At 64.3% G+C, this 20,680-nt stretch carries 22 protein-coding genes; 5 read left to right on the top strand and 17 right to left on the bottom strand.

Features of this window, described 5'->3' with window-relative positions; genetic code table 11:
• Positions 1-47: 47 nt before the first annotated feature.
• Positions 48-1,754, top strand: a complete 1,707-nt coding sequence (locus tag DVB37_RS07580; RefSeq protein ID WP_120154500.1) for a PhoH family protein — start codon at positions 48-50, stop codon at positions 1,752-1,754.
• Between the two features lie 94 nt (positions 1,755-1,848).
• Here DVB37_RS07580 and DVB37_RS07575 read toward each other — a convergent pair whose 3' ends face one another.
• The 7 genes from DVB37_RS07575 to DVB37_RS07545 all read right to left on the bottom strand — a co-directional run bounded on the left by DVB37_RS07575 (position 1,849) and on the right by DVB37_RS07545 (position 7,311).
• Positions 1,849-1,980: an entericidin A/B family lipoprotein gene (locus tag DVB37_RS07575; protein ID WP_006218367.1), complete on the bottom strand. Its 132-nt coding sequence runs from the start codon at positions 1,978-1,980 to the stop codon at positions 1,849-1,851.
• 50 nt (positions 1,981-2,030) lie between these two features.
• Positions 2,031-2,726 (bottom strand): fumarylacetoacetate hydrolase family protein, encoded by a 696-nt coding sequence (locus tag DVB37_RS07570; RefSeq protein ID WP_046802843.1) that lies wholly within the window; start codon positions 2,724-2,726, stop codon positions 2,031-2,033.
• Between the two features lie 137 nt (positions 2,727-2,863).
• Positions 2,864-3,166, bottom strand: a complete 303-nt coding sequence (locus tag DVB37_RS07565; protein WP_120154498.1) for a Dabb family protein — start codon at positions 3,164-3,166, stop codon at positions 2,864-2,866.
• Positions 3,166-5,043, bottom strand: a complete 1,878-nt coding sequence (locus DVB37_RS07560) for an ABC transporter permease (RefSeq protein ID WP_120154496.1) — start codon at positions 5,041-5,043, stop codon at positions 3,166-3,168. The genes DVB37_RS07565 and DVB37_RS07560 overlap by 1 nt, the downstream gene beginning before the upstream one ends.
• Before the next feature lie 13 nt (positions 5,044-5,056).
• Entirely contained in the window at positions 5,057-5,749 is a 693-nt protein-coding gene (locus DVB37_RS07555; RefSeq protein WP_046802840.1) for an ABC transporter ATP-binding protein, read from the bottom strand.
• A gap of 1 nt (position 5,750) precedes the next feature.
• Positions 5,751-6,521, bottom strand: coding sequence for an ABC transporter ATP-binding protein (locus DVB37_RS07550; protein WP_104143218.1), 771 nt, complete (start codon positions 6,519-6,521; stop codon positions 5,751-5,753).
• Between the two features lie 10 nt (positions 6,522-6,531).
• Complete coding sequence (locus tag DVB37_RS07545; RefSeq protein WP_120154494.1) at positions 6,532-7,311, bottom strand: SDR family NAD(P)-dependent oxidoreductase; 780 nt, start codon at positions 7,309-7,311, stop codon at positions 6,532-6,534.
• A gap of 172 nt (positions 7,312-7,483) precedes the next feature.
• Here DVB37_RS07545 and DVB37_RS07540 point away from each other — a divergent pair, with 172 nt between their 5' ends.
• The 4 genes from DVB37_RS07540 to DVB37_RS07525 all read left to right on the top strand — a co-directional run bounded on the left by DVB37_RS07540 (position 7,484) and on the right by DVB37_RS07525 (position 10,794).
• Entirely contained in the window at positions 7,484-7,882 is a 399-nt protein-coding gene (locus DVB37_RS07540) for a cupin domain-containing protein (protein ID WP_104143215.1), read from the top strand.
• Positions 7,883-7,969: 87 nt separating this feature from the next.
• Entirely contained in the window at positions 7,970-9,181 is a 1,212-nt protein-coding gene (locus DVB37_RS07535) for an ABC transporter substrate-binding protein (RefSeq protein ID WP_046802836.1), read from the top strand.
• Positions 9,181-9,942, top strand: coding sequence for an SDR family NAD(P)-dependent oxidoreductase (locus tag DVB37_RS07530; RefSeq protein WP_120154492.1), 762 nt, complete (start codon positions 9,181-9,183; stop codon positions 9,940-9,942). The genes DVB37_RS07535 and DVB37_RS07530 overlap by 1 nt, the downstream gene beginning before the upstream one ends.
• A 15-nt stretch (positions 9,943-9,957) precedes the next feature.
• Positions 9,958-10,794 carry an IclR family transcriptional regulator gene (locus DVB37_RS07525; protein ID WP_046802834.1) on the top strand — a complete coding sequence of 279 codons (837 nt, stop codon included), beginning with the start codon at positions 9,958-9,960 and terminating at the stop codon, positions 10,792-10,794.
• Here the strand turns inward: DVB37_RS07525 and ppa are convergent, their stop codons facing one another.
• From ppa to DVB37_RS07475, 10 genes are all read right to left on the bottom strand, one after another.
• On the bottom strand, positions 10,795-11,325 hold the full coding sequence (gene ppa, locus DVB37_RS07520) for an inorganic diphosphatase (protein ID WP_046802833.1): 531 nt from the start codon (positions 11,323-11,325) through the stop codon (positions 10,795-10,797).
• Positions 11,326-11,357: 32 nt separating this feature from the next.
• The gene (locus DVB37_RS07515) at positions 11,358-12,977 is read right to left on the bottom strand and encodes a heme biosynthesis HemY N-terminal domain-containing protein (RefSeq protein ID WP_046802832.1); all 1,620 of its coding nucleotides are present in this window, start codon (positions 12,975-12,977) and stop codon (positions 11,358-11,360) included.
• A 5-nt stretch (positions 12,978-12,982) separates the two neighbouring features.
• On the bottom strand, positions 12,983-14,176 hold the full coding sequence (locus DVB37_RS07510) for a uroporphyrinogen-III C-methyltransferase (protein WP_046802889.1): 1,194 nt from the start codon (positions 14,174-14,176) through the stop codon (positions 12,983-12,985).
• A gap of 37 nt (positions 14,177-14,213) precedes the next feature.
• Positions 14,214-15,014 (bottom strand): uroporphyrinogen-III synthase, encoded by an 801-nt coding sequence (locus tag DVB37_RS07505; protein WP_046802831.1) that lies wholly within the window; start codon positions 15,012-15,014, stop codon positions 14,214-14,216.
• Positions 15,014-15,961 (bottom strand): hydroxymethylbilane synthase, encoded by a 948-nt coding sequence (gene hemC, locus DVB37_RS07500; RefSeq protein ID WP_046802830.1) that lies wholly within the window; start codon positions 15,959-15,961, stop codon positions 15,014-15,016. Before hemC ends, DVB37_RS07505 begins: the two co-directional genes overlap by 1 nt.
• Positions 15,962-16,079: 118 nt before the next feature.
• On the bottom strand, positions 16,080-16,799 hold the full coding sequence (locus tag DVB37_RS07495) for a TerC family protein (protein WP_039883011.1): 720 nt from the start codon (positions 16,797-16,799) through the stop codon (positions 16,080-16,082).
• Between the two features lie 110 nt (positions 16,800-16,909).
• Complete coding sequence (locus DVB37_RS07490) at positions 16,910-17,608, bottom strand: TerC family protein (protein ID WP_046802829.1); 699 nt, start codon at positions 17,606-17,608, stop codon at positions 16,910-16,912.
• Positions 17,609-17,894: 286 nt separating this feature from the next.
• A complete protein-coding gene (gene sucD / locus DVB37_RS07485) occupies positions 17,895-18,776 on the bottom strand; it encodes a succinate--CoA ligase subunit alpha (RefSeq protein WP_006218345.1) in 882 nt (293 codons plus the stop codon).
• A 103-nt stretch (positions 18,777-18,879) separates the two neighbouring features.
• A complete protein-coding gene (gene sucC / locus DVB37_RS07480; RefSeq protein WP_046802828.1) occupies positions 18,880-20,040 on the bottom strand; it encodes an ADP-forming succinate--CoA ligase subunit beta in 1,161 nt (386 codons plus the stop codon).
• Positions 20,041-20,050: 10 nt separating this feature from the next.
• The gene (locus DVB37_RS07475; protein WP_046802827.1) at positions 20,051-20,653 is read right to left on the bottom strand and encodes a DUF2889 domain-containing protein; all 603 of its coding nucleotides are present in this window, start codon (positions 20,651-20,653) and stop codon (positions 20,051-20,053) included.
• Positions 20,654-20,680: the final 27 nt, after the last annotated feature.

Genomic DNA, 20,680 nt, shown 5'->3' with positions numbered 1-20,680 from the left:
AATACCCGTCAGGCGCTATTGCCGGCCCACCCTGGAGAGTGACGCATATGCCGCTTCCGAAGTTGCCCACCCGCCCCGCAGCCATCCTGACCTTCCCCTCGGGCGAATCCGCCCGGGCGCAGGCCCGCACTACCAAGACTGCCGCTGCGCAGTCCAGCACCCACGCCGCGCTTGCCGACGACGATGACGAGCTGCTTGTGCAGCCCGAACTTGACGGCATGGCCGAGCCGGCACGCAAGGCGCAGATTCCCGCGCCCGCCCGCCAGGTTCCTCCGCCCGCCCCCGCCGCCCCGGCGGCAACCCGCGCCGAAACGCGCGCGGCCAAGACGGCGCCCGCCCCGGCCAAGCGCGGCAAGCCGCGCGCCCAGAACGAACCCCGCAAGTTGTTCGTGCTGGACACCAACGTACTGCTGCACGACCCCAGTTCGCTGTTCCGCTTTGAAGAGCACGACATCTTCCTGCCGATGATGACGCTGGAAGAGCTGGACCATCAAAAGAAAGGCATGTCGGAAGTGGCGCGCAACGCGCGTCAGGTCAGCCGATCGCTGGACGCGCTGGTGCAAGACGCCACGCAGCTGGACGAAGGGCTGGAGCTGGCCAAGCTGGGCAACAAGGATGCCACCGGCCGCCTGATGTTCCAGACGACCGCCATCCACAGCACGCTGCCGTCCGACCTGCCCATGGGCAAGGCCGACAATCAGATCCTGGGCGTGGTGCGCGCCCTGCAAGAAAAATTCCCGCAGCGCGAGGTCGTGCTGGTGTCCAAGGACATCAACATGCGCCTGAAGGCGCGCGCGCTGGGCATGGCCGCCGAAGACTACTTCAACGACCACGTCCTGGAAGATTCGGACCTGATGTACACGGGCGTGATGCAACTGCCCGAGGACTTCTGGAACAAGCACGGCAAGGACGTGGAATCCTGGCAGCAAGGCGGCACCACGTTCTACCGTATCCATGGTCCGTTGTGCTCGCAGTTCGTCGTCAACCAGTTCGTCTACTTCGAAGGCCAGATGCCGCTGTACGCGCAGGTGCGCGAAGTCAGCGGCAAAATGGCGGTGCTGGCCACCCTGCGCGACTACACCCACGGCAAGAACAACGTCTGGGGCATCACGGCGCGCAACCGCGAACAGAACTTCGCCATGAACCTGCTGATGAACCCGGAGTGCGATTTCGTATCGCTGCTGGGTCAGGCGGGCACGGGCAAGACGCTGCTGGCGCTGGCGGCCGGTATCACGCAGGTGCTTGAGACCAAGCGCTACACCGAAATCATCATGACGCGCGTCACGGTGCCGGTTGGTGAAGACATCGGTTTCCTGCCCGGCACGGAAGAAGAAAAGATGTTGCCCTGGATGGGCGCGCTGGAAGACAACCTTGACGTCCTGAACATGGGCGACGGCGAAGGCAACGGCGATTGGGGCCGCGCCGCCACCATGGACCTGATCCGCTCACGCATCAAGGTCAAGTCCCTGAACTTCATGCGCGGCCGCACGTTCCTGAACAAGTACCTGATCATCGACGAGGCCCAGAACCTGACGCCCAAGCAGATGAAAACGCTGGTGACCCGCGCGGGCCCCGGCACCAAGGTGATCTGCCTGGGCAACGTTGCCCAGATCGATACGCCGTACCTGACCGAAGGCAGCTCAGGCCTGACGTTCGTCGTAGACCGCTTCAAGGGCTGGCCGCATTCCGGCCACGTTACCTTGCAGCGCGGCGAACGTTCGCGCCTGGCCGACTACGCGGGGGATGTGCTGTAAGGTCCGGACGATCACTGCACACGCTCCGCAAAAAAAGCCCCTTGAAGAGACTTCAAGGGGCTTTTTCTTGCCTGGACCAATCAACCGACGGTGCTTATTTGTCGGCCGCGTTGGTGATGGCATTGCCGGCCCGGGACATATCGCGGCCCATGCCCGCTACGGTATTGCAACCGGCGAGCACGAATCCGAATACGACAAAGGCGGTCAGCACGATCTTGCCGCGCATGCTGTCAACTCCTGAACAAAAAAATCGATGCAAGTGTGTGGGGGTGAAGGTCAAACGATCTGCACGCGCAGTTCGCCCAGGCCTTCCACGCCGCCGGTGATGACATCGCCCTGCACCACGGCGCCCACACCCTCCGGCGTGCCGGTGAAAATGATGTCGCCCGGCTGCAATTCGAACAGGCCCGACAGGTACGAAATGCTTTCCGGGATGTTCCACAGCATCTGCGAGATGTCGCTGGATTGCTTGCGCTGGCCGTTCACGTCCAGCCAGATCGCGCCCTTGTCCAGGGTGCCCACGACGCTGCGCGGGTGGATCGGGCCGATCGGGGCGGACTCGTCGAACGCCTTGCCGATTTCCCAGGGACGGCCCTGCTTCTTCATTTCGCCTTGCAGGTCGCGGCGGGTCATGTCCAGGCCCAGCGCATAGCCCCACACGCATTCGTTGGCCTGCTCGACCGGAATGTCTCGGCCGCCCTTGCCCAGCACCACGACAAGTTCCATCTCGTAGTGCAGGTTCGAGGTCTTGGGCGGATACGACATTTTGCCCGTTTCACCGTCGGCAACGGGGCGGACGGCGTCCGCGGGCTTGCAGAAGAAGAACGGGTCTTCACGGCCGGTGAAGCCCATTTCCTTGGCGTGTTCGGCGTAGTTGCGACCCACGCAATAGACGCGGCGCACCGGAAACAACGCGGCGCTGCCGTCCACGGGGACCGCGACGGGCGGCTGGGGAGGTAATACGTAGTCCATGAGCGATCAACCTATGACAAATACGTGACTGAAAACCGGCCAAATATCTTACCTCCGCGCGCGAGGCGCGGCGCGTAAGGTAAAAATCATCCGCGAGTTTATCCCTTTCCCGGCGCCACGGGCGGCCGGGTTTTCGTTCAGGAAAACGTAGGGATTTCACCATCGAAAACCACCAGGCGCTCGATGAAGCCGGCCATATAGGTTTTCATTTCCTGGTGCGCGGGCGACACTTGGTAGCGGTCATGGGCCGCCTCGTCAGCGAAGGCGGCCACCACCGCGTGCGTCAGGCCGTCGGCGCGGCTGGCCTGGTTGGGTCGAAAGGCATAGCCCGCCACCCCATCGCATTCCGCCAGCACCCGATCGCAATACACCTGGACGCGTTCATGAAAGCCGGCATCGGCGGCGGACGACAGTTGCAACATCACCACATGCAGAAACATCAGGACTCCTTCTTCGAACGCGTCGCTGCCAGCCAGGCGCGCGCAACCAATCCCATGATGCCGTCTCGCAACAGCAACACGCACAAGACAAAGATGGCCCCTTGCACGATCAGCACCCACGAGCCCAGCGGCGCCAGGTAGTTTTGCAGGGACACAAACGTGAAGGCCCCGGCCAGCGGACCGAACACGGTGCCGATACCGCCCAGCAGCGCCATCAGCACAACTTCGCCGTTGGCGTGCCAATGCACATCCGTCAACGAGGCCACGCCGAACACCAGTACCTTCAAGCCGCCCGCCAGCCCGGCCACCGAGGCCGACAGCGTAAAGGCCAGCAGCTTGTAGCGCGACGTGGAATAGCCTAATGAGCGGGCGCGCTGCTCGTTGTCGCGCACCGATCGGATCACTTCGCCAAAGGGGGAATTGAGCACGCGCAGCACGAAGGCGTAGCCCAGCGCGAACACGGCCAGCGTGAAGTAATACATGGGCATCACGTTTTGCAGGTCGAAAATTCCGAAGAGCTTGCCGCGCGGCACGCTTTGCAAGCCATCCTCGCCTCCCGTGAAGCCCGCCTGCACCGCAATGAAGTAGACCAGCTGCGACAGCGCCAACGTGATCATCGCGAAGTAGATGCCCTGGCGCCGGATGGCGATGGCGCCGAACAGCAGCCCCAGCAACCCGCCCGTGACCACGCCCGCCAACAACCCGAGTTCGGGTGTGGCGCCCAGCACCTTCATCACGATGCCGGTTGCATAGGCCGCCGCGCCGAAGAAGGCCGCGTGGCCGAAGGACAGCAGGCCCACGTAGCCCACCAGCAGGTTGAACGCCGCCGCGAACAGCGCAAAGCACAGCACCTTCATCAGGAATGTGGGATAGACGAACCACGGCGCCGCCAGCGCCACCACGGCCAGCACCGCCATGGATATCCGCATCGCGCGCCGGCTCAGTTGCACGGGCTGGCGCGTCGCTTCGGCCGCCAGCACGTTCTGCACCTGCAAGGGCTTGCCGAACAGCCCGGCCGGCTTGCACAGCAGCACCAGCACCATGATGATGAAGATCGCCAGGTTGGCGGCCTCGGGGTAGAACACTTTGGTCAGCCCTTCGATGATGCCCAGCCCGAAGCCGCTGACGATGGCGCCCATGATGGACCCCATGCCACCAATCACCACCACCGCGAACACCACGACGACCAGGTTCGATCCCATCATCGGGCTGACCTGATAGATGGGCGCGGCGATCACGCCCGCCACCGATGCCAGCGCCACGCCCAGCGCGTACGTCAGCGTGATCAACAACGGCACGTTGATGCCGAAGGAACGCACGATGGTCGGGTTCTCCGTTGCGGCGCGCAGCATGGCGCCCACGCGCGTTTTCTCGATCAGTACCCAGACCGCCAGGCACAGCACCAGCGACACGGCCACCGCCCAACCGCGATACCACGGCAGGAACATGAAGCCCAGGTTCACACCGCCGGACAAGGCCTTTGGGATGGTGTACGGCAGCCCCGACACGCCATAGGCCTGGCGCAGCCCGCCTTCGATCAGCAGCGCGATGCCGAACGTGAGCAGCAGCCCGTACAGGTGGTCCATGCGATAGGTGCGGGATATCAGCAGGCGCTCGACCACCACGGCAAACACCGCCATGATGAGCGGCACCAGCACCAGCGCGGACCAGTAGTTCACGCCCAGGTAATTGAGCAGCATCCAGGCCAGGAACGCACCGGCCGTGTACTGCGCGCCATGGGCAAAGTTGATGATGTTCAACAGACCGAAAATCACCGCCAGCCCGATCGAGAGCAAGGCGTAGAAAGACCCGTTGATCAGGCCCAGCAACAGCTGGCCGAACAGCGCCGTGGACGGCACACCGAAAATTTCGAACACAGGGATTCTCCTTTCAGACGCCCAGGCGGCGTGCGATCCGGGCAGGATCGCGGCGCGCCTCGTCCGCCGACAACTGATCGACCACGCAACCGTGCTCCATGACGTAGTGGCGGTCGGCCACCTTGGTCGCAAAGCGGAAGTTCTGCTCGACCAGCACGATGGTGAAGCCGCGTTCTTTCAGCGTGCGGATGGCGTGTCCGATCTGCTGCACGATGACGGGCGCCAGGCCTTCGGTGGGCTCGTCCAGCAGGATCAGCTGCGCACCGGTGCGCAAGATGCGCGCGATGGCCAGCATCTGCTGCTCGCCGCCCGACAGGTTGCCGCCGGAACTGGCGCTGCGTTCGCGCAGGTTGGGAAACAGCGTGTAGATTTCGTCCAGCGACATGCCGCCGTCGGCCAGGCGCGGCGGCAGCAGCAGGTTTTCGGTGACGCTCAAGCTGCGGAACACCGCCCGTTCTTCGGGGCAATACACCACGCCCAGCCGCGGGATGCGGTGCGGCGCCATATTCACCGTTTCCTGCCCGTTCAAGCGGATGGAACCGCGCCGCTTGTCCAGAATGCCCATGATGGCGCGCAGCGTCGTGGTCTTGCCCGCGCCGTTGCGGCCCAGGATGGTGACAAGTTCGCCACGCTGAACGTCGATGTTCACGCCGTGCAGCACGTGGGATTCCCCGTACCAGGCGTTAAGGTCGTTGATGGCCAGCATGTCAGTGCGCCTCCTCGTCCGAGCCCATGTACGCGGTGATGACGCGTTCATCGCGCGACACGGCGGCGTAATCGCCTTGCGCCAGCACCGCGCCGCGTGCCAGCACGGTGATGGTGTCGGACAGGTCCGCCACCACGGACAGGTTGTGTTCGACCATCAGGATGCTGCGGTTCACCGCCACGCGCCGGATCAATGCGGCGATGCGAGCCACGTCTTCCTGGCCCAGCCCCGCCATGGGTTCGTCCAGCAACATGATGTCGGGGTCCAGCGCCAGCGTCATCGCGATTTCCAGCGCGCGCTTGCGGCCATAGGGCAGCATGGCCGCCGTCGTGTCCGCCAGATTGGCCAGGCCCACCGCGTCCAGCAGCTCCATGGCGCGTTCGTTCAGGCGGTCAACGCTACGGCGGCTGCGCCAGAAGCGCATGCCGTCGCCATGCTGGCGCATCAAGGCCACACGCATGTTCTGCAACACGGTCAGGCCCAGGAACACGGCCGAAATCTGGAACGACCGCACGATGCCCAGCCGGGCAATCTGCTCGGGTGCCAGCGCCGTGATGTCGCGCCCACGGTAATGGATGACGCCCGCGTCGGGCGTCAAAAACTTGGTCAGCAGATTGAAGCAGGTGGTCTTGCCGGCGCCATTGGGGCCGATCAAGGCGTGGATGGAGCCTTCGTGCAGGGCAAGGGTCACGCCATCGACGGCATTGAAGCCGCCGAAGCGCTTGACCAGCCCCTGTGCGGACAGAACCGCTGGGGTGCTTGGCGTCGTCATGGTGGGCCTCTTACATGCGGGCCAACAGGCCGCCGTCGATCGCCAGGACATGCCCGTTGACGAACGAGGCGGCCTTCGAGGCCAGGTACACCACGGCAGGCGCAACGTCTTGCGGCGTGGCCCATCGGCCCACCGGCACCGAAGCCGACAGGAAGGTTTGGAAGTCGGGGTTGTCTTGCAGCCCCTGCGTGAAATCGGTGCGCACAAAGCCCGGGGCCAGCGCATTACACGTGACGCCGCTGGCGCCGTATTCCACCGCCAGTGCGCGCGTGAAGGCGGCGATGGCGCCCTTGGCGGTGGCGTAGGCGGCAATGTTGGGCATGGTCGCCTGCCCCGCCACCGATGACATCAGCACGATGCGGCCGAAGCCGCGCTTGCCCATGCCCGGCAGCACGGCGCGTGCGCAATGAAACGCGCCGTTCACGTGCACGTTCTGTAAGGCCTGCCACTCGGCCGGCGTCATCTCGACCACGGGCTTGCGATTCTGGTTGCCGGCATTGCTGACCAATACGTCGATGGACAGGCCCGCGTCATCCAGACGCGCCACGGCGTCGGTCACGGCGCTCGCGTCGGCCACGTCAAAAGACACGCCATGAGCGTCGATTCCCAGCGCGGCCAGCTTGGCGGCCGCGGCGTCGCAGGCGGCTTGCGACAGGTCGTTGACCACCACCCGCGCCCCCGCGCGGCCCAGCGCTTCAGCGATGGCGTAGCCCAGGCCCCTTGCCGCGCCCGTCACCAGCGCGACGCGCCCCGCCAGACCGAACGTCTGGTCCAGATAGTCGTGTTTCAAGCTTGTCTCCTTGTTTTATAGGCATCGGATCTCTAGGTCCGGCCTGTGTCGCCCCTGCTTCTTCGTACAAAACACGGTTGACATGAATCTCAATATACGCGACTATTTTTGAACACTCAATAACAAGATTTTTGCTTTATCTTCGATAACGAGTTCTGGCTAGGAGACAATCATGGCCCTCGAAACCCCCGGCTGCCCCGCCGCGAATGCGCTGCCGCCCCTGGCGTCGCGCTTTCTGAAAGTGGCCGACCTGCCCTGGAAACCCACGCAAGTGGAAGGCATCGAGATGAAGGTGCTGATGCAGGACAAGGAAACCGGCTTGCTGACCGCCCTGTTCCGCTGGCAGCCCGGCACCGAACTGCCGCTGCACGAACACGTGGAAGTCGAACAGACCTATGTGCTGGAAGGTTCCATCGTGGACGCCGAAGGCGAAGTCTGCGCGGGCGACTACGTCTGGCGGCCACGCGGCAACCAGCACATTGCGCGCGCCCCTAACGGCGCGCTCGTCCTCAGCTTTTTCTTAAAGCCCAATCTGTTCATCGACGCCTACGCCGGCCAGACGCTGGAGTAAGCCCCGGCTTTTTCAACCCGCACGACCCCGCATGACCGCCCGGCACAGGGCGGCGCGCAAAAGAACAAGCCCCCAAGGAGACACCCCATGAAGACCCGTATCAAGAACAGCCTTGCCGCCTGCGTGCTGGGCGCCCTTTCCATTCCCGCCATGGCGCAGGTATCGGACGACGTCGTGAAGATCGGCGTGCTGGGCGACCAGTCCGGCATGATGGCGGACCTGTCCGGAAAGTTCGGCGTGGAAGCCGTGAAGATGGCCGTCGAGGATTTCGGCGGCAACGTGTTGGGCAAGCCCATCGAGGTGATCTCGGCCGACCACCAGAACAAGGTGGACATCGGGGTGTCGGTGGCGCGCCGCTGGTACGAGAACGACAAGGTGGACCTGATCCTGGACGTGCCCAACTCGGCCATCGCGCTGGCCGTGCAGGACCTGACCCGCCAGATGAAGCGCGTGGTCATCTTCACCAGCGCGGGGTCGGCGGACCTGACGGGCAAGGCGTGTTCGCCCAACGGCATGCACTGGACCTACGACACCTACGCCTACGCCACCGGCGTGGCCAACGGCGTGATCGAGGACGGCGGCAAAAGCTGGTTTTTCATTACTTCCGACTACGCGTTCGGCCACTCGCTGGAACGCGACGCCATGGCGGTCGTGAAGGCCAAGGGCGGCCAGGTGGTGGGCAGCGTGCGCCATCCCATCGCGAGCTCGGACTTTTCGTCTTTCCTGTTGCAAGCGCAAGCGTCAAAGGCGCAGGTCATCGGCCTGGCCAACGGCAGCGGCGACACCATCAACAGCATCAAGCAGGCCTTTGAATTCGGCATCATGGGCAGCAAGCAGCGAGTGGCCGCACTGTTCATGAGCATCGTCGATGTGCGCAGCGTGGGGCTGGAATACGCGCAAGGGCTGAACCTGGTCGAACCGTTCTATTGGGACCAGGATGACAAGGCGCGCCAATGGTCCGAACGCTATTTCAAGCGCACGGGCCGCATGCCGTCGATGGTGCAAGCCAGCAACTACAGCGCCACGATGCACTACCTGAATGCCGTCAAGGCCGCCGGCACAGACGCATCCGAACCCGTGCTGAAAAAGATGCACGAGACGCCCATCAACGACTTCATGACGGAAAACGGCCGCATCCGCGAGGACGGCCGCGTCATGCGCGACCTGTATCTGTTCCAGGTCAAGAAACCGTCGGAGTCCAAGCGCGATTGGGACTACTACAACCTGGTGCGCAAGATTCCGGCCGAACAGGCGTTCCGCCCGCTCAAGGACGGCGGCTGCTCGCTGGTGAAGTCGTGATGGACGGCGCGCTGTCGCTGTTGGCCGGCAAGCGCGCCGTGATCACGGGGGGCGCCAATCCCCGTGGCATCGGCGCGGCCGTTGTCGAGCTTTTCCTGGCGCAGGGCGCCAGCGTCGCGGTGCTGGACCATGCCTATGCCGAAGACGGCCCGGGCGCCTTGGTGGACGGCCGCGTCAACCTGCATTGCGACGTGTCGCGCGGCCCCTCGTGCGAGGCCGCGCTGGCCCGCGCCGTACAGGCGCTGGGCGGCCTCGACGTGCTGGTCAACAACGCCGGCATCGTGGCCGCCACGCGAATCTGGGATCTGCCCGAAGACGAATTCCGGCGCATGGTCGACGTCAACCTGACGGGCACCTACAACGTCACGCACGCCGCCCTGCCCGCGTTGCTGGAAAGCACGCGGCAACCGGCCATCGTCAACTTGGGGTCCACCGCCGCCCTGCGCGGCGGCGGCCTGCTGGGCGGCTCGCATTACGCGGCGTCCAAAGGCGGCGTCATCAGCTTCACCAAGGCGCTGGCGCGCGAACTGGGCCCACGCGGCGTACGCGCCAATTGCGTAGCGCCCGGCATTATCGAAACGGACATGACGCTGGGAAAATTCGGCGAAAATTGGGAACAAGAACTCAAACAGGGCATTCCGCTGCAACGTTTCGGCTCGCCCGCCGAGGTTGCCCAAGCCATTCTGTTCCTGGCCTCGGACCTGTCCTCTTATTCAACCGGCATCGTGGTCGACGTCAACGGCGGCTTCCACATTCACTAGGCACGTCCCCACGCAATGAGCACTCCCGACCGCATGCTGTCCATCCTTGACCTTTTTCGCGACGACACCACCGCCGCGTTCCAGGAGGACGTCATGGCCCATCTGGATTGCTCGCGCGCCACCGCGTATCGCTACCTGAAATCGCTGACGGAAAGCGGGCTGCTGGCGCCCACCGCGGGCGGGGCCTACGTGCTGGGCTCGCGCATCATCGAACTGGACCGCCATCTGCGCCAGCACGACCCGCTGATGCGCGCGGCGCGCGACGTCATGCGCGCCACGGGCGACGAACTGCACGCCAACCTGATGTTGTGCAGCTACTACGGCGACAAGGTCATGTGCGTGGACCGCTACTGGACCGACAACTCGATCGAATCGAGCTATGCGCGCGGCCGGCCGTTCCCGATGTTCCGGGGCGCGACGGCCAAGCCCATCCTGGCGAACCTGCCGCCCTACCAGTTGCGCAACCTGATGCTGTGGCACGCGGCCGAAATCCGCGAGGCGGGCCTGGGTGAAGACTGGGACGAATTTCGCGCCAACCTGAAACGGCTGCGCACGGCGGGCGTATGCGTGTCGCATGGCGAGGTCGACCCCGGCTTGATGGGGATCGGCGCGGCGATCTTCAGCCCCGAGCAAAAGGTGGTGGGCAGCCTGGTCTTCATTGCGGCCCAGGCGAACACGTCGGCATCGCGCCTTGAGGTCTTGCAAGCGCGCATCCAGGTGGCGGCGGCCGAAGTGTCCCAGAACCTGCAAGCCCCACAAAGCAACGGCGCGGCGGCGATCGGCATCATGCCGTCGCGGCCGCGCCGCATCAAGGCCCCCGCCGGTGCAACACCGGCGCGGACCAAAGCCTGATCAGGCCTTGTTGTAGCGTTCGACGCTGTTCACGATTTCTTCGTGAGCGGCGTCCACACCCTTCCAACCCTTGACCTTGACCCACTTGCCCTTTTCGAGATCTTTGTAGTGCTCGAAAAAGTGCTGGATACGCGCGACGTCTTCGGTCGGCAGGTCTTCGTACGACTTGATGTTGCGGTACGGGGGGTACAGCTTTTCAATCGGCACGGCCAACAGCTTGGCGTCGCCGCCCGACTCGTCGTCCATTTCCAGCACGCCGATGGCGCGGCAGCGCACGACGGCGCCGATCTGGATCGGGAACGGGGTCAGGACCAGCACGTCGGCGGGGTCGCCGTCGTCCGACAGGGTTTGCGGGATGTAGCCGTAGTTGCACGGGTAGTGCATGGCGGTCAGCATGAAGCGGTCAACGAAAATCGCGCCCGTGTCCTTGTCGACCTCGTACTTGACCGGGTCGGCGTTCATGGGGATTTCGATGATGACGTTGAAGTCTTCCGGCAGCTTCTTGCCAGGGGAGACGCGATCAAGACTCATGATTCAACCTTGTTGTTTGTCTGAAGAAATGTTCAAAGCGAGCCGTCGTCCTTGAACGGCGGCTTGGTCGTCGGCACCGGCGCCGACGCCGGGGCGGGCGTGGGCTTGGCGGGGGCGGCGGGCGCCGGCGAATACGTAGGCACGGGCTCATCGAAAGCCGCCGCCGGAATCGGGGCGCTGTCGAAGTACTCGTCGATATCCGACGTGCCGCCGGCCAGCGGCGCGTCTTCGGGCGCCAGCGCGCGGTCGCGCTGGTCACGGCTGACGCGGGCGTCCGGGTCCAGCACGTAGTCAGAGGCCGAGGCCGCTACCGCGGGTGGCAACGACGGGTAGTCGCCGCCCACATCGGCATCGCCGTCCGTGTCCGACAAGCCCACCGCATAGCCGCCTTCGGCATCCACGCGGTACGGGTCCGATCCGGTGTCCGCCGCGGGCAAGGCCGCGTCGGCCGCCAGCACCGGCAGCGCCATGCTGGCCGCCGTGGCCAGGCGCCAGTGGCGCACGGCATCGGCGGGCCGATCCAGGCGGTCGTAAAGGCTGCCCAGCAACGCATGTGTTTGCGCATCGCTGCGGCGGCTGAGGCTGCGCAACAGGTATCGCTCGGCCTGGCCCCACAACTGGCCGTTCAGGCACAGCATGCCCAGCGCGGTCAGCAGATCGGGATCGGTCGGACGTTGCTGCAACCAGGTCTCGGCCTTGGCCAGACGGCGCGACACCTGTTCGGCGTCGCAGCGGGCGTAGGCGGCCACCAGTGCGGGGTTGAACTTCACGGCGATGGCAGCTTCCAGCACGCGCGCCGCTTCGTTGGGCTCGCCGGCCGCGTCGAAGGCGGCGGCGCCAGCCAGCGCGATATCGGGCAGCAGGCGCTCTTCGGCCTTCAGATCTTTCCAGATGGCGCGCCACGCGTCGCTGTGGGCGGCCGCGCGCAGGCGTGCGGCGCCGGACGTGTCGATCAACACGTCGGCCTCGGCACGGGCCAGGGCATTACGACGCACCAGCCCACGCGCAAGCGTGAACACCTGTTCCTGGTGATGCAACGCGGTGTGCGCGCGCAGCAGCAGGCGCATCGTGTGCAGATGGCGCGCGCCGCCGTCAGCCAACGGCGCCAGTACCGCCAGCGCGCGCTCGGGGCGGCCCTGGTCCAGCAGCATGTCGGCCGACACGGTTGCCGTGGCTTCCGTCAGTCCAGGGTCGGTGCCGGCCTGTTCTTGCGCAGTGGCAAGCAGGCGGTCGCGCCGGTCGAATTCGCCCAGGCCATGCGCGGCGCGCGCCGCGGACAAGGCCGCCAGCACCCGGCGCGTTTGCACCTTGGTTTGGTCCAGCAGCTTGGTCAGGTCTTTCTCGGCGACCGCGTAGCGGCCCTCAAGCAGGCCGATCCAGCCGCGTTCCAGCAATTCGTGGTCACGCGCCTGTGCGCGCTTGCCGCGCCACACGCGAACGCGATCCGGAATGGCAAGCAGCCACGCCAGCAAACGCAAACCCACATAAAGCACGATGAAGGCGGCCACGATCAGCAGCACGGCCAACGTCAGCGACATCCCAATGCGCCACGGCCAGACCAGCAACAGCACGTTGCCGGAATGCGAGCGCAGCACCACCGCCAGGGCGACGGCGATGACGGCGAGCAGCAGTGTCCAGAACCAGGTACGCATAAGGCTCAATCCTGCCCGCTGTTCTTGAAGCCCGCGGCGCGCAAGGCGGCCACGGCATTCAGGCTGTCGGCCACGTCCGGCATGCGCACGGCGATGTCCGTCTGGGCCAGTTCACGCGCCAACGTTTGCGCGGCGACCGTATCGGGCGAACGGGAATCGAAGTACTTGGACAGGGTGACGCCGACGTTGTCGAGCTCGCTCTTCCAGACGGCGGGCTGACGCATCAGCATGGCCAACTGCACGGTCAACAGGCGCTGGCGCAGCGTGCCGCGCACCTGGTCGGCTTGCTCGGGCGACAGCAGCAACGCAGCGGGTTCGTCAACGCGCTGAATGGTGATCAGGCCGCCAAGCTCGTGCGCCAGGGCCGAACCTGCACGGCCGGGCCACGACGCGACTTCGGCTCGCCAACGCTGCCACCAGGGCGCGTCGGCGGGCAAGCCGGCCTGCGGATCGATCGTCGGCGCGGGCGCGGCGGCGGGTTGGGCATCGCCCGTGGCAACCATGCCCGGCGCGGCGGAATCGGGCACCAGCAGCGGCGCCTTGTTGACCAGCGCCACCAGGCGTTCGATGCGCGCGGATTGCGCGGGAATGTCCACGGTGGAGACGGCGCGCAGGCGGTCCAGGTCGCCGTTGATGGCTTGCTGAAGGCTTGAGAAGCGCGGACGGTCGGCGCGTGCCAGACGGGCTTGCGCGGTTTCCAGCGCAACGATGGCGTTGGACACGTTGCCGGCCAGGCGCAATTGCTGGTTGCCGATGGTCAACAGGCGTTCGACGTCGTTGGCCAGCAGTTCGTCGCTGGCGCTGTCGTTGAAGTTTTGCCAGGCCTGTTGCAGCGCGTTGTACTGGCTTTGGGTTTCGCGGACGGTGTCTTCAAGCTCGCCCACGCGGCCGGCTTGCGCTTGCGCCAGCGCCAGGGCCTCGCGCGTGTCCTTGCGCGCCTGTGCCACATCGGCGGTCAGCGTGTCGATGCGCGTGGCAACCTCGCGGCCGGCGGACACGAATTGGGTGCGTTGCTTCCACAACGCGTAACCCAAGCCCACGGCAAGCAGGATGACGATTATCAGGGCGGTGACCAAGGGGCCATTGCCGCGCTTGGCCGGACGGGCCTTGACGGGATCGGCCGGGGCCGATGCGGGCGCGCTTGCGCCCGGGGCGGCCGTGTGAACGACCGGATCGGTAGCGGGAGTCTTGTCTGTCATGACGCGATTGTATTCGGTGTCAGTCCGATGCAACGAATCAAGCAGCAACAAAAGCCTGGAATATCGACTCGTCGTTGGGCAAGCAGATTTTTACCATTGCTGGCCCGTCGGCGCCATGACAGGCCGGTGGCACGCGCCGCGTCAGCGTTGGATGCGTCAACACAAACTGGCACTGCCGCCACCACGCGGCCAGGCCCGCGGCGTCCAGATTTGCGCGCACGGCGTCGGCCCCTTCGCCGCTCGTGATAAGCCAGGTAGCCGATACGCCCGCCTCGGCCAAGCCGCGCAATCGCGCCAGCGCCGAGGCGTCCCAGACGGCGGGCCGCCGCAGATAGGCGGCGTAGCGCGTCACGGCTGCACCATGGGCCTGCAACTTGTCGCCCAGCCAGTCCCTGCCCTGCGTGCCACGCACGAGCAGCACGCGCGCCGGCAAGGCAGGCAAGCCGCACAACACCGCCCACAAGGCTTCGGAATCGTGGCTGGCAGCCTCGTCGCCAGGGTGCAGAACTGTTGTATTCGCGCCAAACGCGGGGGACTCGCGCAGCGCTTGGGCGCTGGCCGGACCCACCGTGGCGGCAATCACCCCGGCGGGCCAGGGGCGCGGACCGTGCGCGGCAGCAAGTTGGCGCAAGTACTGCTTGGCCGCGTTGCCGCTGACGAACACGACCATGTCGAAGTCGTCCGGACGCGGCAATTGCGCGGCGGGGACATCAAGCGGGTGGATTTCCAGTGCTGGCAGAATGCAGGCGGACCAGCCGGCGTCGGTCAGACGGCCGGCCAGCGCCTCGTTGCGCCCTTCGGGCCGCGTCAGGACGGCGACTCGGGCGGGGGTGGACATCAGTCCGGCCGGGGCTCGGCTTGCAGCAGTTCCTGGAGGATGGCGGCGGCGCCGGCATCCAGCAGCTCTTGTGCGGCGGCTTCACCCAGGGCTTCGGCATCGGCCACCGGGCCGCTACGGGTGGTGTGGACCATGCGTACGCCATCCGGCGAGGCCACCAAGGCGCGCAATGACAAGGTGTCGCCAGAGATCTGGGCAAACGCTGCCAGCGGCACCTGGCAGGAACCGCCCAGCCTGCGGGACACCGCACGCTCGGCCTGCACGCATGACGTGGTGGCCGCGCTGATCAACGGCGCGAGCCACGCGCGCATGTCGTCGCGGTCGTTGCGGATTTCGATGCCCAAGGCGCCCTGCCCGGCGGCCGGCAGGCTGTCGGCCGGGTCCAGCAGGCTGCGGATGCGCGCCTGAAGGCCCAGGCGTTCCAGCCCCGCGGCGGCCAGCACGATGGCGTCGTACTCGCCCTTGTCCAGCTTGCCCAGACGCGTGTCGAGGTTGCCGCGTAGCGGTTTGACCACCAGTTCAGGAAAGCGCGCACGAATCTGCGATTCGCGCCGCAAGCTTGACGTACCCACGACCGCGCCCGCCGGCAGATCTGCCAGACAGGCGTAGCGATTCGATACGAAGGCATCGCGCGGATCCGCGCGATCAAGAATGGCGCAAAGCTCGAACGGGGCTTGCAGATCCACCGGCACGTCTTTCAACGAGTGCACGGCAAGATCGGCGCGCCCGTCGAGCAACGCGTTTTCAAGTTCCTTGACGAAAAGACCCTTGCCACCGACCTTGGACAGGGTACGGTCCAGGATCTGGTCGCCTCGGGTTGTCAGGGTAAGAAGCTCAACCGCGCACGCCGGGTACAGCGTGCGCAGCCGGTCGCGCACATGCTCGGCTTGCCACAGGGCAAGCCGGCTGGCGCGGGTCGCGATGACCAGGCGTTGCGGAAGAGACACGTGCGGTCATCAAACGAAATTGGAGACGATGACCGTCGCGACTACCCCGAGGATGGCCAGCACGAAAAGGCCCTGAAGGAGGCTCAGGCCCGATTCGGATTGCTGGGGATCGACGGATCTACGCAGACTCATGTGCTGATTCCTTGGAAGCGGTTTTGCGGCTTGCCAGCCACCGTCCAAGGACAACAACGAGCAAGGCGCCGATAATTTCTGCAGCGATTTTAACCGTAGTCGGCTGAACACCGAATTGACGTTCGACAACCACATCGGTAATCAGCATGCCACCGGCGATCCAGCCCAGGAGCGCGGCGCCAAACGTAACCACCAAGGGATACTTGTCGATCAGCTTCAGGACCAGGGTGCTGCCCCAGATGATGATCGGCACGCTGACGATCAGGCCGAAGGCAACCAGGCCGATCTGATGGTCGGCGTGGGCGTTCTGGGCCGCGCCGGCGATGGCGATCACGTTGTCCAGGCTCATCACGAAGTCGGCAATGATGATGGTCTTGATGGCGGCGGCGATGGACGTTCCGCCCTTCACGTTGCCATGGGCATCGTCTTCAGGGATCAAGAGCTTGACGCCGATCCAGACCAGCAGCAGACCGCCAACGACCTTCAGGAAAGGAATCGACAGAAGCGTCAATGCGAAAGCAATCAGCACGACACGCAGGATGATGGCGCCCGCGGTGCCCCAAAGAATGCCCTGCATGCGCTGCTTGGGCGCAAGGTTGCGGCACGCCAGCGCGATAACCACCGCGTTGTCGCCGCCGAGCAGGATGTCGATGAGGATGATCTGGAATACCGCTGCCCAACTCAGCGTCTGGAAAAACTCAAGCACTATGAACCCCCGAAGGCATTTATGAAAAGAAAGGCCGGTCCCGAGCCGGCCACCTCGCCGCGCGCTGCGCGGCGAGATCATTCAAACAACTAATTATTGTAATTCAGCTTTCATTCAGCTTTCTGGCGCATCAGCAAAACTTTACCAATTGCCAGCACCAGAATCGCGCCCAATGCACCCGTCATCAGTTCGAAACTGTGATGCGATACGCCCAGGGCCGCGTCGATACGCGCCACCGGCTCTTGCAAGGCGGGATCACCCACCAACAATTCGCCGGCGATAAAGCCCAGCAACGCCGCACCCACCCAGACGATGATCGGGAAGCGCTCGATAACCTTCAAAAGCAACGTGCTGCCGAAGATGACCAAGGGGATGCTGATGGCCAGGCCCAACACCAGCAAGGTCGTGTCGCCCATCGCCGCGGCAGCGACGGCCACCACGTTGTCCAGGCTCATGACCAAGTCGGCAATCATGATAGTGCGGATGGCGGTCAGCAGATTACCCTGCGTCTTGCCCGCGCCGTCGTCTTCGCCTTCCGGCAACAACAGCGTCACGCCGATGTAGACCAGCAGCAACGCGCCGATCAGCTTCAGGTACGGCAACAACAGCAACTTGGCCGCCACCAGGGTCAGCACGATACGCATGATGATCGCGGCGGCCGAGCCGATCGTGATCGCTTTCTTTTGCTGCGCCGGAGGCAGCGAGCGCGCCGCCAGCGCAATAACCACGGCGTTGTCGCCCGATAGCAGAATATTGACCCAAATGATCTGGAGCAGCGCTATCCAGAATGCCGCTGAACTGAGTTCCATGCCTCTCTTTCCTAGGTGTTGATCCCCCTAGGACGAACCAAATTAATGGATGAAAAAAACCAAAAGCCGTACTGACCGTCTTGGTGCGAGCCCGACGGCATTCTTGCTGGGTACGTGCGAAATTTCTTTCATTATAGTTTCGTTCAGCTTTCCGTATGTTTGGACGAACGCAGTTTGGACACGGGATTACCCTAGTAAAACCACAGAAATTTCGATCCGGACACGTGCCGAACGGACAAAAAAAAGCCCGCCGAAGCGGGCTTTCTTAAACGCAATGCTGTAAGACTTACAGCACCGACTTGAGCAGCTTGCCCATTTCGGAGGGGTTGCGCGTGGTGCGGATGCCGCAGGCTTCCATGACTTCCAGCTTGGCGTCGGCCGTGTCGGCGCCACCGGAGATCAGGGCGCCAGCGTGGCCCATGCGCTTTCCAGGAGGAGCGGTGACACCAGCGATGAAGCCGACGACCGGCTTCTTCATGTTGTCCTTCGCCCATTCAGCGGCGTTGACTTCGTCCGGACCGCCGATTTCGCCGATCATGATGACGGCGTCGGTGTCGGGGTCGTCATTGAACATCTTCAGGACGTCGACGTGCTTCAGGCCGTTGATGGGGTCGCCACCGATACCGACGGCGCTGGATTGGCCCAGGCCCAGTTCGGTGACTTGCGCCACGGCTTCGTACGTCAAGGTGCCCGAACGGCTGACGATGCCGATGCGACCCTTGCGGTGGATGTGACCGGGCATGATGCCGATCTTGATTTCGTCCGGCGTGATCAGGCCGGGGCAGTTCGGGCCCAGCAGCAGCGTCTTGCTGCCCTTGGCCTTCATGCGGTTCTTGACTTCCAGCATGTCACGGACCGGGATGCCTTCGGTGATGCAGATCACCAGATCCAGTTCAGCTTCGACGGCTTCCCAGATGGCGGCAGCGGCGCCGGCGGGCGGCACGTAGATGACGGACACGGTTGCGCCGGTGTCGGCCTTGGCTTCCTTGACGGAAGCGAAGATCGGCACGCCTTCAAAGTCTTCACCCGCTTTCTTGGGGTTCACGCCGGCCACGAAGGCGGCTTTGCCATTGGCATACTCACGGCACATACGGGTGTGGAACTGGCCCGTCTTGCCCGTGATGCCCTGGGTGATGACTTTGGTGTCCTTGTTAATCAGAATCGACATTTGTGAATCCTTGGCAATTTCTTTTACCGCCGGGCCGTCCCAAGGTGGAAAGCTCCCCCATGGGGGGCAGCAAGCCACGAAGGGGCGCGGCGAGGGGGCATATTTACTTGACGGCGGCTACGACGCGGGTGGCCGCTTCGGCCATCGTGTCGGCGCTGATGATCGGCAGGCCGGAGTCGGCCAGCATCTTCTTGCCGAGTTCTTCGTTGGTGCCCTTCATGCGCACGACCAGCGGCACGTTCAGGTTGACGGCCTTGCAAGCCGCGATCACGCCTTCGGCGATGACGTCGCAGCGCATGATGCCGCCAAAGATGTTGACCAGAATGGCCTTCACGCTCTTGTTCGCGAGCATGATCTTGAACGCTTCGGTGACCTTCTCGGCCGTTGCGCCGCCGCCGACGTCCAGGAAGTTGGCCGGCTCGCCGCCGAACAGCTTGATGGTGTCCATCGTGGCCATGGCCAGACCGGCGCCGTTCACCAGGCAGCCGATGTTGCCGTCGAGCTGGATGTAGGCCAGGTCGAACTTGCTGGCTTCGATTTCAGCGGGGTCTTCTTCGTCCAGGTCGCGGTAAGCGACGATTTCCGGGTGGCGGAACAGGGCGTTGGAGTCGAAGTTGAACTTGGCGTCCAGGGCGATGATGTTGCCCTTGCCGTCGCGGTTCAGCGGGTTGATTTCAACCAGCGACGCGTCGGTTTCCATGTAGCACTGATACAGCTTCTGGAACACGTCCACGGCTTGGGCGGTGGAGTCGGCGGGCAGGCCGATCGCGTTGGCGATCTTGGTGGCTTGCTCGGCCGACAGGCCGGTCAGCGGGTCGATGTATTCGGTGATGATCTTCTCGGGAGTGGAATGAGCCACTTCCTCGATGTCCATGCCGCCTTCGCTGGAAGCGATGAAGGCAACCTTTTGCGTGGCGCGGTCAGTGACCAGCGACACGTAGTATTCCTTTTGAATGTCGGCGCCGTCTTCGATGTACAGGCGACGGACCTTCTGGCCTTCCGGGCCGGTCTGGTGCGTGATCAGCTGCATGCCCAGGATTTCCGAGGCCAGCTTGCGCACGTCTTCCAGCGAGCGCGCCAGCTTGACGCCACCGCCCTTGCCGCGGCCGCCCGCGTGGATTTGCGCCTTGACGACCCAGACCGGTCCACCCAGCTTTTCAGCGGCAGCCACGGCCTCGTCGACGGAAAGAGCGGGGATCCCGCGCGGCACCGGGATGCCAAATTGCTTCAGCAGTTCCTTGCCTTGATACTCGTGGATTTTCATGTGTTACCTGTCAGGACGTATGAGAAAGAGAAGGTGAATCGGAGGACGAATCGGCCGATGCCTCAGCGCTACCCCCCGTGTACCACTTGGGATAGTGCTCAGCCACCACCGGGCCGCCAGTGCTTAGCGCATGACAGCCGTCCAGTTGGAATGGACGCCGGTTCGGGTTGGTTTCCTGCCGCCGGCGGTTGGCCATGGTCTGGACCGCCGCGGTGGGAAGCACCTGCGACAGCTCGGTCATGTGCGTACAGCCCGCCACGTGCCCGAACCGCTCCTTGACCTGGCGGCGGAATCCCTTAAGCAGATTCATGCCGATCAAATCAGTGTAAGCCGCCTCGATGGCCATGCAATGACCGCCATAAGGGGCCGCATCATAGACAGCCTGCGCGTCCACGATCGAGTATTCCTCGTCGATGGTGATGCGCAGGTGCATATGGTGGATGGGCTGCCCGGCCTTGAACATCTTGCCGTCGCTTTTGGGGAAATCGTACGCCTTGACGTCGATAAGCTCGGCTTCCAGGTCCCAATTGCCGTCCTCGCGCGCATACGACTGCACGCGTATGGAACGCGTGTGCAGCGGTTGGCGAGGGTAATCGGGCGGTGGCAAGGGCATGCTGGGGGCCTGCGGGGCGAAGATGGC

Origin of the sequence: Achromobacter sp. B7 (assembly GCF_003600685.1) — a bacterium.
Taxonomy (GTDB): domain Bacteria; phylum Pseudomonadota; class Gammaproteobacteria; order Burkholderiales; family Burkholderiaceae_B; genus Achromobacter; species Achromobacter spanius_B.
The sequence above is the reverse complement of the archived record's forward strand: the minus strand, read 5'-3'. Positions and strand labels throughout refer to the sequence as shown.

Bases quoted from the DNA above. Each gene is read 5' to 3' on its own strand.
- DVB37_RS07580 (WP_120154500.1), top strand. From the start codon at position 48: ATGCCGCTTCCGAAGTTGCCCACCCGCCCCGCAGCCATCCTGACCTTC.
- DVB37_RS07575 (WP_006218367.1), bottom strand. From the start codon at position 1,980: ATGCGCGGCAAGATCGTGCTGACCGCCTTTGTCGTATTCGGATTCGTG.
- DVB37_RS07570 (WP_046802843.1), bottom strand. From the start codon at position 2,726: ATGGACTACGTATTACCTCCCCAGCCGCCCGTCGCGGTCCCCGTGGAC.
- DVB37_RS07565 (WP_120154498.1), bottom strand. From the start codon at position 3,166: ATGTTTCTGCATGTGGTGATGTTGCAACTGTCGTCCGCCGCCGATGCC.
- DVB37_RS07555 (WP_046802840.1), bottom strand. From the start codon at position 5,749: ATGCTGGCCATCAACGACCTTAACGCCTGGTACGGGGAATCCCACGTG.
- DVB37_RS07550 (WP_104143218.1), bottom strand. From the start codon at position 6,521: ATGACGACGCCAAGCACCCCAGCGGTTCTGTCCGCACAGGGGCTGGTC.
- DVB37_RS07540 (WP_104143215.1), top strand. From the start codon at position 7,484: ATGGCCCTCGAAACCCCCGGCTGCCCCGCCGCGAATGCGCTGCCGCCC.
- DVB37_RS07535 (WP_046802836.1), top strand. From the start codon at position 7,970: ATGAAGACCCGTATCAAGAACAGCCTTGCCGCCTGCGTGCTGGGCGCC.
- DVB37_RS07530 (WP_120154492.1), top strand. From the start codon at position 9,181: ATGGACGGCGCGCTGTCGCTGTTGGCCGGCAAGCGCGCCGTGATCACG.
- DVB37_RS07525 (WP_046802834.1), top strand. From the start codon at position 9,958: ATGAGCACTCCCGACCGCATGCTGTCCATCCTTGACCTTTTTCGCGAC.
- ppa (WP_046802833.1), bottom strand. From the start codon at position 11,325: ATGAGTCTTGATCGCGTCTCCCCTGGCAAGAAGCTGCCGGAAGACTTC.
- DVB37_RS07515 (WP_046802832.1), bottom strand. From the start codon at position 12,977: ATGCGTACCTGGTTCTGGACACTGCTGCTCGCCGTCATCGCCGTCGCC.
- DVB37_RS07510 (WP_046802889.1), bottom strand. From the start codon at position 14,176: ATGACAGACAAGACTCCCGCTACCGATCCGGTCGTTCACACGGCCGCC.
- DVB37_RS07505 (WP_046802831.1), bottom strand. From the start codon at position 15,014: ATGTCCACCCCCGCCCGAGTCGCCGTCCTGACGCGGCCCGAAGGGCGC.
- DVB37_RS07490 (WP_046802829.1), bottom strand. From the start codon at position 17,608: ATGGAACTCAGTTCAGCGGCATTCTGGATAGCGCTGCTCCAGATCATT.
- sucD (WP_006218345.1), bottom strand. From the start codon at position 18,776: ATGTCGATTCTGATTAACAAGGACACCAAAGTCATCACCCAGGGCATC.
- sucC (WP_046802828.1), bottom strand. From the start codon at position 20,040: ATGAAAATCCACGAGTATCAAGGCAAGGAACTGCTGAAGCAATTTGGC.
- DVB37_RS07475 (WP_046802827.1), bottom strand. From the start codon at position 20,653: ATGCCCTTGCCACCGCCCGATTACCCTCGCCAACCGCTGCACACGCGT.